This window comes from Pseudoalteromonas sp. PAB 2.2, assembly GCF_001938575.1.
In the GTDB taxonomy this organism is placed as follows: domain Bacteria; phylum Pseudomonadota; class Gammaproteobacteria; order Enterobacterales; family Alteromonadaceae; genus Pseudoalteromonas; species Pseudoalteromonas lipolytica.
The window spans coordinates 247,401-260,111 of sequence record NZ_LYPI01000010.1; the positions used below are offsets into that span (position 1 = coordinate 247,401).

The 12,711-nt window shown below is 42.7% G+C and carries 13 protein-coding genes; 4 read left to right on the forward strand and 9 right to left on the reverse strand.

The genetic code is table 11. The features are described 5' to 3' along the window. Window positions 1-6 precede the first annotated feature (6 nt). A complete protein-coding gene (locus tag BWD47_RS09580) occupies window positions 7-336 on the reverse strand; it encodes a translation initiation factor (RefSeq protein ID WP_036970005.1) in 330 nt (109 codons plus the stop codon). A gap of 133 nt (window positions 337-469) precedes the next feature. On the opposite strand from BWD47_RS09580, the gene BWD47_RS09585 reads away from it, so the two are divergent. From BWD47_RS09585 to BWD47_RS09600, 4 genes are all read left to right on the forward strand, one after another. Beyond that, entirely contained in the window at window positions 470-775 is a 306-nt protein-coding gene (locus tag BWD47_RS09585) for an STAS domain-containing protein (protein WP_036970002.1), read from the forward strand. Further along, entirely contained in the window at window positions 775-2,445 is a 1,671-nt protein-coding gene (locus BWD47_RS09590; RefSeq protein ID WP_065978766.1) for a fused response regulator/phosphatase, read from the forward strand. Before BWD47_RS09585 ends, BWD47_RS09590 begins: the two co-directional genes overlap by 1 nt. A gap of 45 nt (window positions 2,446-2,490) precedes the next feature. Beyond that, window positions 2,491-3,150, forward strand: a complete 660-nt coding sequence (locus tag BWD47_RS09595) for a GAF domain-containing protein (RefSeq protein ID WP_036969998.1) — start codon at window positions 2,491-2,493, stop codon at window positions 3,148-3,150. A 73-nt stretch (window positions 3,151-3,223) separates the two neighbouring features. Further along, window positions 3,224-4,414: an amino acid aminotransferase gene (locus BWD47_RS09600; protein ID WP_036969996.1), complete on the forward strand. Its 1,191-nt coding sequence runs from the start codon at window positions 3,224-3,226 to the stop codon at window positions 4,412-4,414. A 61-nt stretch (window positions 4,415-4,475) separates the two neighbouring features. Here the strand turns inward: BWD47_RS09600 and BWD47_RS09605 are convergent, their stop codons facing one another. The 8 genes from BWD47_RS09605 to BWD47_RS09640 all read right to left on the reverse strand — a co-directional run bounded on the left by BWD47_RS09605 (window position 4,476) and on the right by BWD47_RS09640 (window position 12,709). Then, window positions 4,476-5,240 (reverse strand): DUF3379 family protein, encoded by a 765-nt coding sequence (locus BWD47_RS09605; RefSeq protein WP_075593878.1) that lies wholly within the window; start codon window positions 5,238-5,240, stop codon window positions 4,476-4,478. Then, window positions 5,240-5,803, reverse strand: coding sequence for a sigma-70 family RNA polymerase sigma factor (locus tag BWD47_RS09610; protein ID WP_074988664.1), 564 nt, complete (start codon window positions 5,801-5,803; stop codon window positions 5,240-5,242). Before BWD47_RS09610 ends, BWD47_RS09605 begins: the two co-directional genes overlap by 1 nt. Before the next feature lie 68 nt (window positions 5,804-5,871). Continuing rightward, window positions 5,872-7,518 (reverse strand): BatD family protein, encoded by a 1,647-nt coding sequence (locus tag BWD47_RS09615; protein ID WP_075593879.1) that lies wholly within the window; start codon window positions 7,516-7,518, stop codon window positions 5,872-5,874. Continuing rightward, window positions 7,512-9,380, reverse strand: coding sequence for a VWA domain-containing protein (locus BWD47_RS09620; RefSeq protein ID WP_075593880.1), 1,869 nt, complete (start codon window positions 9,378-9,380; stop codon window positions 7,512-7,514). Before BWD47_RS09620 ends, BWD47_RS09615 begins: the two co-directional genes overlap by 7 nt. A 2-nt stretch (window positions 9,381-9,382) precedes the next feature. Continuing rightward, the gene (locus BWD47_RS09625) at window positions 9,383-10,369 is read right to left on the reverse strand and encodes a VWA domain-containing protein (protein ID WP_036969987.1); all 987 of its coding nucleotides are present in this window, start codon (window positions 10,367-10,369) and stop codon (window positions 9,383-9,385) included. Continuing rightward, the gene (locus BWD47_RS09630; RefSeq protein WP_036969985.1) at window positions 10,362-10,802 is read right to left on the reverse strand and encodes a DUF4381 domain-containing protein; all 441 of its coding nucleotides are present in this window, start codon (window positions 10,800-10,802) and stop codon (window positions 10,362-10,364) included. Before BWD47_RS09630 ends, BWD47_RS09625 begins: the two co-directional genes overlap by 8 nt. Window positions 10,803-10,804: 2 nt before the next feature. Further along, on the reverse strand, window positions 10,805-11,749 hold the full coding sequence (locus tag BWD47_RS09635) for a DUF58 domain-containing protein (protein ID WP_036969983.1): 945 nt from the start codon (window positions 11,747-11,749) through the stop codon (window positions 10,805-10,807). Between the two features lie 3 nt (window positions 11,750-11,752). Further along, a complete protein-coding gene (locus BWD47_RS09640) occupies window positions 11,753-12,709 on the reverse strand; it encodes a MoxR family ATPase (protein WP_036969980.1) in 957 nt (318 codons plus the stop codon). Window positions 12,710-12,711 lie beyond the last annotated feature (2 nt).

Genomic DNA, 12,711 nt, shown 5'->3' on the forward strand with positions numbered 1-12,711 from the left:
GGCTTTTTAGCCCCCTGCAATTTTAACTTTAAATTTGAGCGCTTCGAGAATCGCTTTAAGCTTTTCTCGGTCGTCGCCTTGAACCTCAATAATACCGTCTTTTACTGCACCGCCTTGGCCCATTTTACTTTTAATGGTTTTGGCGAGCTTTTTAAGATCATGTTGTTCAGCGTCAATGCCAACAACAAGCATGACACCTTTGCCTTTACGCCCTTTGGTTTGACGTTCAATGCGAAGGAAGCCATCTTTAAACACCTTACTTTGCAAAGGCTTTGTTTCTTTAGGTTGCTCAATGCGTCCAGTGGCTGTTGAATAAACTAGATTATTATCGCTCATAGTGATACTCGTTATAAAAGCTTGCCTAAATGATAACAAATTTCCTCTTAAGTGTTTTAATTTTTGGCTTATTTCTTCTAAGCAGTTATATTTAGATATGTCTTAGAAAAGATTTGTTTATTAGGAGTTTATTATGAGTTTGACGCGCAGCACTTCTGCTGATGGCGCTATTTTAACTGTACAAATCAAAGGAAAGTTTGATTTTAATCTGGTGCAATCTTTTCGTCAGGCATACGCTGACTTAAGCGATAACATAAATAAGATTGTAATCGATTTAAGAGAAACTGATTACATGGATAGCTCTGCGCTGGGTATGTTACTAAATATGAAAAAAAACCTTACGGGAAAAGTTGATAATATTCAAATTAGTAATTGTCAGCCGCAGCTAAAAAAGATTCTGCAAATTTCTCGTTTCGATAAAAAGTTCGACATTGATTAATGCTTAATATCCTGGTTGTTGACGATCTTGCTCTAAATCGTCGCATGTTAACCGTGATGTTAGAGCAACAAGGCTATCGAGTTTATAACGCTGAAAATGGCTTGATGGCGCTAAAATTACTGGCAGAGCACAGTATTGATATTGTGCTACTTGATGTCATTATGCCGGTTATGGATGGCTTTGAAACAGCTGCAATAATAAAAGAGCGTTTTAGCCAAGTTTATCTCCCCATTATTTTTATTACGTCGCTTGAAGACGAAGCCAGTTTTGAACGTTGTTTAGCGGTAGGCGGAGATGATTTTCTTCATAAGCCGTTTCAAGAAGTGATTTTAAACGCAAAAATTAAGGCGCACAGCCGAATAAGAAACTTAAGCCAAAAGGCGCGAGAACAAAATTTACAACTTGAGTATCACCAAAATCAAGTTGAACGCGAACACGAAATCGTTGAGCATATCTTTAATAATGCGTTAGAAAATCAAAAGCTATTTACGCAACACCTCGATTTTCATCTTTCACCCGCTGCCATGTTTAATGGTGACATGTTCCTCGTCGCGCAAAGTCCCATAGGCAGTTTATATTGCATGCTTGGGGATTTTACCGGGCATGGCTTAGCGGCTGCAGTTGGGGCACTGCCAGTATCACGGGTGTTTTATACCATGGTGAGTAAAGGCATGTCAGTGAGTGATATTGCTGCTGAAATTAATGCTGTTTTGGCTAATTTATTACCTGGGCACATGTTCTGTGCTGCGACAATATTAGAGCTTAGCCATTCTGGACGCAGTTTATCTGCGTGGCTTGGCGGCTTACCTGACACCTATATCATTAACGATAAAGGCGAAATTACACGTACCTTAGAGTCCCAGCATATGGCATTGGGGATACTTGAGGGAGATGAATTTGAACGCGGCCTAATACATATCGAAGTCGAGCCAACCTCACGCGTTGTGATGGCTACCGATGGCATTATTGAAACGGCCAATCCCCAAGGTGATTTTTTTAGCGAGACGCGTTTTAAAGAAGCCTTGTGTTCAAAAGAAAACATTACAACAGCGCAGGTGTTAGAGCGGGTAAATAAATTTGCGCAAGGTAACGAACAACAAGACGATTTGAGTTTAGTGCTATTAAATTGTTTACCTGTTCCTGAACCAGAACAAGCGGCAGAGCCTTTTTCTCCTTTACCGTTTAACTTTTCTTTGAGCCTGAATTCAAAGCAAATAAAAAGCACAGATCCGGTGTTAGAGGTTGTGGATGTGCTCACCCAAGTAGCGGGCTTGAACGCGCATCGCGCAAATATATTTTTAATATTGTCTGAGGCATACAATAATGCTTTAGATCATGGGGTGTTAGGTTTAGATTCTGAGATTAAAAATCAAGAAGATGGTTTTTTAGTTTATTACCAAGAAAGAGACACCGCACTTGCCACTCTAAGCGACGCTTTAATTATTATTGATATTCGTTATTGCCCAGATAACTTAGCGTTGTATTTTACGGTGTGTGATTCTGGAAATGGCTTTGCTAAGGCACATGCCTCAGATCAAAGCTTAACGCGAGAGCATGGTAGGGGGTTAAGTTTACTAGGTGAAATAGCCTCTCATATTTCATTTAATGCCGCTGGGAACCAAGTCGAAATTTGTTATCAATTATCCTCATCAAGCACTAGCTCACACTAACAACGCATGTTATGATTCTGCCATTATAGATGTTTGGATGGCTAAATGATTTCAACTTACTTATCAATTGCGCAGCTTGATTTACCAGAAAACCTTGTTGCTGAGCAATTATCGTATCTAGAACAATACCTAGCAGATGCAGAGTTACCTGAAGTACGCTGGCAGTATCAAATTCCTGAATTAGGTGAAGGTGGTGCCTGTAGTCTGTTTGGTTATTTACAGGATGAGCCATTCAAGCTGAGTGATTTTGTCGCTAATAACGCAGAGAACACTGCTAAGCTGGCAAAACTACAACAAATTATTGATTTTGTTGTTGAAAAAACTCAGGTGGACTGGTTTGGTATTTATCAAGCGACAGCAACGGATGAAGGTAAGCAGTTATTAAAATTAGTTTACCATGGTGCCCCAAGTCGTCCTTTGTTTCCTATAACAGAGGCCTTTGCTAAAGGCAGTAACAATGTGCAAGTCGCGTTATCTAAGCGTGGCCGAGTTATTAACAATGTTGCTGATTACCTTGCCAAGGGGGGTGAATATTATACGTGTGATCCCAACGTGAAAGCAGAGACATGTTTGCCGCTACTTTCACAACAAAATGAGTGCTTAGGTATTATTGATGCTGAAGCATTTAATAATGATTTCTTTGATAAGCAAACCCTTGCTTTACTGGTGGCTTGCTGTATCAAAATTCCTCAACTCTTGGTCTAATTTAACTAGTAATTAGGCTGGGTTTTTATGTTAAGCTAGTGGCAACGCTAACCCCTATAAAAAGAGATAGTCAATGTTCTCAGAATTAAAACCATTACCAACAGACCCTATTCTTGGCCTAATGGCGGCCTTTAAACAAGACACAAATCCAAATAAAATTGATTTGGGTGTCGGTGTTTATAAGGATGAGCAAGGCAATACGCCTGTACTTAAAGCGGTTAAAAAAGCGGAAGCGTTTCGTTTAGAAAACGAAACCAGTAAATCGTACATTGGCTTGGCGGGTAACTTAGATTACTGCCAAAAAATGGAAAACTTATTACTGGGCGAGCATCCAGCACTATTAGCAAACCGTGTACGCACAGCACAAGCACCCGGTGGTACAGGTGCGCTTCGCGTTGCGGCTGAATTTATCAAGCGTTGTAACAAAGACGCGACAGTGTGGGTAACAACGCCAACATGGGCAAACCACATTAGCCTATTTGAAGCGGCTGGTTTAACAGTTAAAGAATACCCTTATTACGATTACGAGAATAAAGACCTGTTATTCGATGAGATGATCAATACCTTAAAGCAAGTGCCAAAGGGTGATGTTGTGTTATTCCATGCATGTTGTCATAACCCAAGTGGTATGGATTTAAATGCAGAACAATGGAGCACGGTTGCAGACCTTGCTGTCGAAGTTGGTTTTACACCTCTTATCGATATCGCTTACCAAGGGTTTGGTTCAAGCTTAGAAGAAGATGCTGCAGGCTTACGTAAGTTAGCAGCAGCCGTCGATGAGATGATCATTTGTTCTTCTTGCTCGAAAAACTTTGGCTTATACCGTGAGCGTATTGGTGCATGTTCTATCATCGCCAAAGATGCAGCAACGGCCGATGTGTCAAATTCTGTGCTATTAAGCGTTGTGCGTAGTATTTACTCAATGCCTCCTGCTCACGGTGCTGATATTGTAAGCACTATTTTAAGCAGCACTGAACTGACACAAATGTGGCATGATGAGCTTGATGAAATGCGTAACCGTATTAATGGTTTACGTACTCTAATTAAAGAAAGCCTCGCAGCGAAAGGCATTGCGCAAGATTTCTCATTTATTGACCGTCAAAACGGGATGTTCTCTTTCTTAGGCATCAATAAAGAGCAAATTGATCGTTTACAAAAAGACTATTCAATCTACATCGTTGGCTCTAGCCGAGTAAATGTTGCTGGTATCAGTGATACAAACATTGACTACTTTGCTAACGCAGTTGCTGATGTATGCAAATAAGACATTAATGTATGTCAAAAAAAACCGCACGACGTGCGGTTTTTTTCTATCTGCTGTTTCGCTAATGTAGCCAGCGAATGGCACTGTTGAGCATACTGTTATAGCTATCAAGCGGTGCGCCGATACTGGCAATGAGTATTGTATCTGCTCGCTCACCTCGGTTTATATGTCCAGCAAAGCGTTCGTCGCTGAAATCTTCAGCGCCAGTGCCAAAGGGCTGTTCATCAGATGGGACAATAAAGACTGTCATTGGGCCAAAATCAGATTCAAATACTAAATGCAGGCCTTTTTTACCTTGGAAATCACAAAACGTAAGGTACGTTACTTTACCTGGTAGCTCATCTAAGTGTCCGCCGATCGTGGCAAACTTTTTGTTCACATAGGCAAGATCAATTGCCTCGTGTTTATCAAGCGATCCAATCTCATGGTATAAATGTGCAAAAGCATGTTCACCGACACTGTAGAGAGTATGTTGTTTGTTGGTGACAAAGAAAATACTTACGGCAATCAAAAACGACGCTGCTGCGGCTAAATAAAGGCGCTTAAAGGCGAATCGAGATTTTGCCTCAATAATTGTGTCAAGTGGTTGCTCAGCCGTTTGCTCTTCAGCACGATGCTCCTCAGCGGCATAGGTGTTTTCAATAATGCGTGCGGCAAGGTTTTCGGGCACGGGTACATTTAATGCGCTGTGAATTTCAGCATCAAGTGCTCGCACATCATTAATAAATGCGTGTTTTTCTGTGTCCTGCTCGGCAAACGTTTCAAGGTCCTTATCAATCGTGCTTGGTTCGGCGAGGATGCGGCGGCGAAACTCGAGTTCATCCATTACTTTGATGCTCCTCTAAGTTGGTCATCATCACTGCTTAAAGCCTCTTTAAGCTGGTTTCTGGCACGAAAAAGACGTGTCATAACGGTATTTTTATTTAAATCGAGGATCTCGGCAATCTCATCGCCAGAACACCCCATTACAACTTGTAAGAGTAATGGTTCTCGATATTCATCTGCTAACTTTCCAATCTGTCGTTGGATCACTGTTTGTTCCATTTCAGCGTCTAAGGTTGTGCTTCTTTCATCTACTAGCGTCTCGTTTTCAACGTCGGCGTAGTCAAATTGTTTACGCTCAAAACGACGGGCGTTTTCGCGCCTTAGTATGGTTAAAAGCCAGGGTTTAACCGCGTGCTGATCTTGAAGCGAATCCAAGGCACGCCAAGCTCTCAGGAAGGTTTCCTGCACTAAGTCTTCGGCAACACTTTGATCACGACACAACCAATATGCAAAGCGAAAAAGCTCACTGTGGTAGATATGAACCAGCGCTTCATATCGCTTCTGTTTTTCTGTCATAGTAATTAAGACCTGCCTATCAGAAAAAAAATTTCTGATATTATTCATTATTTTTAATAACAGCTAACCTCAAGATTAGCTGTTATTTTTCATTATTTTATTACTATTAATTGATTTTAATCGTAAAGATTTTTCAATGTCTGATTTTGCGCCGCCGATTTAGGGTGTTTTTCAGCCTGGTTAAGCTGATTAACAATCAGCACTAAATCAGGTTTTTCATGCGATGAACTATAGAGTTTTGCACGTAATTTGGCAATTTCAGTGTTTAATGATTCATCGTTTAGTGTGGCTAGCAGTGAGTCTAAAGCCCCCGTTGTTTTTCCTGTCTGGTGTTTTGCATAGCGACTTAATGCACTATAAAACGCAGTGTATTTACCTTGCTTAGCTAACTTTTTAAGCTCGGGTAATAAGGATGAAGTCGTCGCTGAAGTGTGCGTTGACTCTCCTGTTGATTGAGGGCGTTTTTTAAAATACAGCACCAGCGTCACTAACCACAGTATGTAACCGGCAACGGCAATAATTATCAGCCAAGTTGGCGTACTTAACTGAGTAACGACAGCAGGTGTGCTGTTATTTAAGCTAGGCGTGGCTGCTTGCTCTGTAGGCGCTGTAACAGCTGCTTGAGGTGGCGTGAGCGGGTTAGTGCTTGGTACGACGGTAATCGAGCGTGCTGGGATTGTTGCATAGCTTATACGATTAATTTTAGTGTTGAACCAAGGTAGCTTGATTTCGGGCAGTGTATACGTTCCCGGGGTTTGCGGTAATAAAGCATAAGAGGCTGTTTGCTGAGAAATGACGCGGCCATCGCGAACAAGGTGATTGTTCTCTTTTTCGTCAGGGTAGCTTCTAAAACCTTGCACTTGCGGCATATCGATATCAGGAAGTTGCTCTTTAGTCACGCCCAGTGCCGTTAAAGTAATGGTCCGCGTAATCGGGGTGCCAACTTCTACAGTGTCATCTTTTGGTTGCCATTGCTCATCAAGGTTAACCAGCTCACTTGGCAACCAAGCACCAGAATAGTTATCAGGAATCGGTTTGATTTCTGCGTCAATATCTTCGCCCATCGCAGAGATTTCCATTTGGCGATAGTTTTGACGAATACGGCCATTAAACACAGGGGCTGTTATGGTGTGAATGCCACTTTTTTGTGGTTGCACTAAGTATTCACGGGTGATCACTAAATACCGTTTACCGTCAATCAGTTCATAGCTTTCTGATTGTTTGTTAATAGGGGTTAGTTCAGCATCTGCCATGACTGGTGTCGTTAGGTTACCATCGAGCAGTTCTTTGTTATTGTCTAAGTACAGTTTAACCGTGTAAACACCCGCTTCTTGTACATATAAGTTGTTTGGCTTGAGACTGGTTTTTATAAACGCATCTTTATTTTGCTCTGACGATTGGCTGCGTTTAGAAACGCTAAGTTGAATTGGTTTTGAACTTACACCTGCCACCGTAAAAGCAGGAATAGTGTAGGTGCCTTCCTTACGCGTCATGAGTTTTACAGACCAATTAGTTTGTTTACTAATTTCGCCGTTAATAATGTTTGTGCGTGAGCTCACACTGGTTGGCCCAACGACAAAGTCTTTTAATAATACAGACGTGTCGGGTTGTTCACTGTTAATCGTGTCGTCTGCAGAAATAGTGAGGATAAAAAATTCGCCCGCAAGGACGGGGTTTTTATCAACACTGGCCTGTAGTTGGGTGGCGGCCCAAAGCGGCGCTGCCGCGATTAGCAATAAACAACATAATAATCGCATTACCATGATTTTTCGGCTCCTCGTGGACGACGTTGATAGTTTCGTTTTTGTGCTTCTAACTGCATTTTATTTCTTAATAAGATAGCGGGATCATCGGGAACTTTACGCAGCAACTGATTCAGTTGCTGGGCTTTCTCTTTTTCTTCATTTGTTAGTTCAGCCGCTTGTGCCTGCATAGCTTGTTGTTCAGCTTCTTTTTTAGCTTGTTCATCACTTTGCATCGGCTCTGGCTGCGCGTCTTTTTGCTCGGGTGTTTGCTCAGGCTTTTGTTCACCAGAGTCGGATGGTTGCGCTGATTCAGATTGCATTTCAGGTTTATTTTTTTGCTCGCTATTTGACTCGCTTTGCTCACCTTTCTGATCCGATTGTTTATCTTGCTCAGAGGGTTGTTCACCTTCTTGTTGCTCGCTCTGTTCGCTGTTTTCACCTTGCTGCGAATTATCGCCTTGTTGCTTTTTCTGGTCGTCTTGCTGACCATCCTTGTTTTGTTGGTCAGAATTTTGCTGTTGATCTTGTTGTTGCTGTTGTTGATTTAATAACTGCTCAACAAGTGCTTGATTTTCTTGTGCCTCAGTAAAATCATCTTGTAACTGTTGGGCTTGCTTATAGGCATCAATGGCTTGTTCTAGCTGCCCAGCTTTAGCCAGAGCATTACCGTAGTTATAAAGGCCTGTTGCAGACTTATCTTGGCTAAAAGCATCAACCGCAGCTTGGTAATTACCTTGCTGATAAAGTGCGGCTCCTTTTAGCTGGGTGTTATCTGTATTAACGGCCTGATCAAACTGCTTTTGCTGATAAGCATCCAAAGCGCGTTGATCTTGGTTTTTAAACACTGCTGGTAACTCTGCGGCGTGTATTTGCTGTTGTGGTAGTAGCATAATAAACATAAAACCAAGCACTAGGCTGCTGCCCCGGATTAAAAAGAGTGCCAGTGGCATTAAAATCAGTAAGCCATAAATACCTGCATCGATACGCCATAACGTTTGGCTTTGTTTTTCGTCTTTGAGACGCTCTGCGTTGGCGCTGGGGGCGAAGGCTTTTATGTCTTGGTTACTGGTTTGATATAACGCAAATTTGCCTCCACTGTTACGAGCAATTGCTGTTAAGCGGCTGATATTAAGAGTGGGAATGACGATTTGCCCCTGTGAGTCTTTCAAAAAGCCGCCTTCAGGTAACTTAATGGGGGCGCCTTGTTCAGTGCCAACGCCGTAGACATTTAAGCGGTAGCTCGATTGAGCAGTAAAGCGACTAATGTCATCGTGATCGAGTTGATCAATACCATCGGTTACCAAAATAATGTCACCGTCTAAATACCCGGCTTGCTTTAGTAAATCATCGGCTTTTTCAAGGCCATCAATCACGTTTGACCCTTTGCTTGGCATAATATCTGGACTCAAACTTGGAATCAGATTCGCTAACGTGCTGGCATCATTAGTTAAAGGCGAAATAGTAAATGCTGACCCCGCATAGGCCACAAGTGCAGTATCACCCTCTTTAAATAGCTCAATCATATCAAGTGCTTTAAAACGCGCTTGTACTAATCGACTGGGGGCTATGTCGGTACTGAACATTGAGTACGACATATCCATGACGATAACGCGTGCATTTTTTGCTTGAAACACGGGCACCTGTTTTTTCTCAAAGCTTGGGCCGGCCGAAAAAACAATCGCAAGCAGGGTAAATAGCGCCACCAACCAGAGTGGTTGTTTTTGTTTGTTGTGACTTTCGCTCATAACAAATTGTGCAAGGTGCGGTGCAATTAAATCAGCTGGAGCATGCTTTTTATTTCGTACAAATAGCACGCTAAAAATAATCAATGCAGGCAGCAATAACCAAAGTAGGGTAGGGCGAATAAACTCAAAATCCATGCTTAGACCTCCCGTTTAAATTGGCGAATAAAATTAACAAGCAAGGCAAGTGCAATAATGCCCAACGCTGCAAGTAAGGGTAAATAAAACAAGGAGACTTGCGGGCGGAATGTTTGTTCATCACTGCTGATAGGCTCCAGTTTATCGAGCTCTTTATAGATTTGCTGAAGCCCTGCGACATCCTTCGCTCTAAAGTAAAGACCACCGGTTTGTTCTGCAATGCGTTTTAGTAAGCCCTCATCTAGATTACCGCCACTCATTCCGCCCATGTTAAATAAGCTAAAACCGCGTGGGTTATCGGAACCTACGCCTATGGTGTACACTTTTATTCCCTCTTCACGGGCAAGTAACAGCGCGTCATCAGGGTCAAGGTTGCCTGCAGTGTTTTGGCCATCTGTTAACAACACCACAATACGGTTACTTTCGTCTTTATTGGCAAACCGTTTTACCGACAGCCCTAAAGCATCACCAATCGCTGTGGCACGGCCAACTAACCCAATTTGCGCTTCGCTGAGCATTTGGCTTACTGTTTTTACATCGCGGGTTAGTGGGGTTTGTAAAAAGGCGGTATCACCAAATAAGATCAGTCCTAAGCGGTCGCCTTGGCGTTGCTCTATAAAGTCACTGAGTACCGCTTTTACCATGGTCAGCCGGTCAACATATTGTCCTTGATACGCCATATCTTGCTCTGTCATCGAACCTGATAAATCAACTGCCAGCATGATATCGCGGCCTTCATTTGGTAAGGTAATTGGTTCATCAAGCCATGTTGGATTGGCAATAGCGATAACCAATAGCGCCCAAATTATCCACTCGACAATCGATACCTTGCGGCCGTGGTCTTGTACGGCTTGATTATTAAGGCCTAACTTAGCAAATCCAGGGATACGCAAACGCAAGTTACCTTGTTGCTTTAGCGGCTTTAAGCGGCTTAATAACCAAGGTAAAGGTAATAAAATAAAGCACCATGGCCAGCTAAACTCAAACATTAATAGACTCCTTGAGTTTAAAGTTATTGATGGCATGGCGTAATTTTACACCCAGCTCGGCATGGTTATTGTTTGGTTGATAAAGTTGCATTAATTCATCATAGCTAAAGGTGTCGCCGCTAAGCTGTGACAAACTCTGTGACCATTGTGCCACAGGCTGAGCAGCTAATTGTTCTGTGTAATAGTGACGTGTTAAGCGTTTTAAAATGATATGCAGCGCTTGAACGTCGTCATCTGCGAGTGTGCGACTTAGTTCAATAGCCTGTTTTTTGGCTTTTTTAAATTGGTTATTTTTATATAACTGCACCAAGCCAATAATCAAAAGCACACAGACTATTGAGATTATTAGCCACCAAATAGGCGCAAGTGGCCACCACGCAACCTCTGCGGGTGCAATGACATCATGTAAGCCATCGAGCGGATTTGTTTGCATTGTTACTTTCTCACTAATTGCAGCTCAAGCGGTGTGGCTGCACTGAATGAAATTAAACTCAGCCCCGATTTCTGTAAGCGTTTTAGTCTTTGAGTAAAAGAGTGCTCGGCTGATTTTGCGAAGCGTTCACGGAATTGTTTGTCCATTAATGGTAGGGCTAAATCTTGGCCATTAGCAGACACGGTGACGGTTTGCTTAAATGCTGGCAGCTGATGCTCAAACGGGTCACTGATATGACAACCAATTAGTTCGCAGTGTCTACTGAGCATTTCAAGCTGTTTAAAGCTTGCTTCATCAAGAGCATTAAAGTCTGAGACAATATACACAAGGCTTCCTGGCTTTGCTAAGTGATTTAATCGTTTGAGATTATCGCTGAATAAGCTGGAAGCTGTTTTGTCGATATTGTTAAGTGCGTTGCTGTGAATATCGCATAAATTATGGCAAAGCTTTAATACTGCCTTTTCACGTGATGTAGGTTTTAGCTCATGATGGCTGTGTTGGTTGAACACCAAACCACCTATGCGGTCACCTCGTTGGCAGGCCGACCATGCTACCAGCGCACTGATATGCGCAGCTTGCACCGACTTTAATAATAACCGAGAGCCAAATAGCATCGAGTTTGAAAAGTCAGTAAAGACAAAAACAGGACGCTCTTTTTCTTCTTGAAACAGCTTTGTGTGGGTTTCGCCAGTACGTGCTGTTACACGCCAGTCGATAGAGCGTATATCATCACCAGCTTGGTAATGGCGCACTTCGGCAAATTCCATCCCACGCCCCTTATGAGGCGCAAGATATTGCCCAGCTAAGCTGTTTTTGATTTTTACTTTGGGCGCAAGTTCAAGCAAGCGAGCCTTAGCTTTGTAATACATCAACTCTTTGAGTGATAAATTAACGCCTTGACTATGACTTGCAGCTAACCACGCCGCTGTATCAAATTGGCTCGACATAGTTTATGGCACTGCAACCAATTCTAGGATGCGACTGATAACGTCATCCTTACTAATACCATCGGCTTGGGCTTCGTAGCTTAAAATGATGCGATGACGTAACACATTGTGAAGAACCGCTTGGATATCATCGGGGGCAACAAAGTCGCGACCTTCAAGCCATGCATGTGCACGGGCACATTTATCAAGCGCGATTGTGGCACGCGGACTGGCACCGTATTCAATCCAGCGGCCAAGTTGTTCATCAAGTTCTGATGCTTCACGGGTTGCAACAATTAATTGCACTAAGTACTTTTCAAGCGGTTCAGCAAGGTATAAGCCTAAAATTGCTTTTCGGGCGGCAAATAATTCGCTTTGGCTAATTTGCTCTGTACTCGCTTGTTTATCAGAAATTGCTTCGCCACGCGTCAGACGCAAAATATCAAGCTCATGCTCAGCGCCCGGGTAATCAATGCTTAAGTGTAATAAAAAGCGGTCTAGTTGTGCTTCTGGCAGAGGGTAAGTCCCTTCTTGCTCTAATGGGTTTTGCGTTGCCATCACCATAAACAAGTCTGACAACGGGTAAGTGTTTTTGCCAACGGTTACTTGGCGTTCTGCCATCGCTTCGAGCAATGCAGACTGCACTTTTGCAGGAGCACGGTTAATTTCATCAGCCAAAATCAGGTTATGGAATAACGGCCCTTTTTCAAAGACGAATTCGCTTGTTTGCTGACGATAGATATCGGTGCCTGTGACATCTGCTGGCAACAAGTCAGGGGTAAATTGAACCCGTTGGAAACTGCCTTCAACGCCTTTAGCTAGCGCGTTAACAGCACGCGTTTTAGCAAGTCCAGGCGGGCCCTCAACCAATAAATGACCATCCGCTAAAATAGCGATTAACAGTGCTTGAGTTAATTGAGGTTGGCCGATAATTTGCGTGTCTAAGTATGATTTTAATTGTGAAAATGCGTTAACTGCCATAA

Coding starts and splice junctions, on each gene's coding strand:
- BWD47_RS09600 (WP_036969996.1), top strand. CDS start 3,224: ATGTTCTCAGAATTAAAACCATTACCAACAGACCCTATTCTTGGCCTA.
- BWD47_RS09585 (WP_036970002.1), top strand. CDS start 470: ATGAGTTTGACGCGCAGCACTTCTGCTGATGGCGCTATTTTAACTGTA.
- BWD47_RS09625 (WP_036969987.1), bottom strand. CDS start 10,369: ATGTTTGAGTTTAGCTGGCCATGGTGCTTTATTTTATTACCTTTACCT.
- BWD47_RS09630 (WP_036969985.1), bottom strand. CDS start 10,802: ATGCAAACAAATCCGCTCGATGGCTTACATGATGTCATTGCACCCGCA.
- BWD47_RS09590 (WP_065978766.1), top strand. CDS start 775: ATGCTTAATATCCTGGTTGTTGACGATCTTGCTCTAAATCGTCGCATG.
- BWD47_RS09615 (WP_075593879.1), bottom strand. CDS start 7,518: ATGGTAATGCGATTATTATGTTGTTTATTGCTAATCGCGGCAGCGCCG.
- BWD47_RS09610 (WP_074988664.1), bottom strand. CDS start 5,803: ATGAATAATATCAGAAATTTTTTTTCTGATAGGCAGGTCTTAATTACT.
- BWD47_RS09640 (WP_036969980.1), bottom strand. CDS start 12,709: ATGGCAGTTAACGCATTTTCACAATTAAAATCATACTTAGACACGCAA.
- BWD47_RS09620 (WP_075593880.1), bottom strand. CDS start 9,380: ATGGATTTTGAGTTTATTCGCCCTACCCTACTTTGGTTATTGCTGCCT.
- BWD47_RS09595 (WP_036969998.1), top strand. CDS start 2,491: ATGATTTCAACTTACTTATCAATTGCGCAGCTTGATTTACCAGAAAAC.
- BWD47_RS09580 (WP_036970005.1), bottom strand. CDS start 336: ATGAGCGATAATAATCTAGTTTATTCAACAGCCACTGGACGCATTGAG.
- BWD47_RS09635 (WP_036969983.1), bottom strand. CDS start 11,749: ATGTCGAGCCAATTTGATACAGCGGCGTGGTTAGCTGCAAGTCATAGT.
- BWD47_RS09605 (WP_075593878.1), bottom strand. CDS start 5,240: ATGGATGAACTCGAGTTTCGCCGCCGCATCCTCGCCGAACCAAGCACG.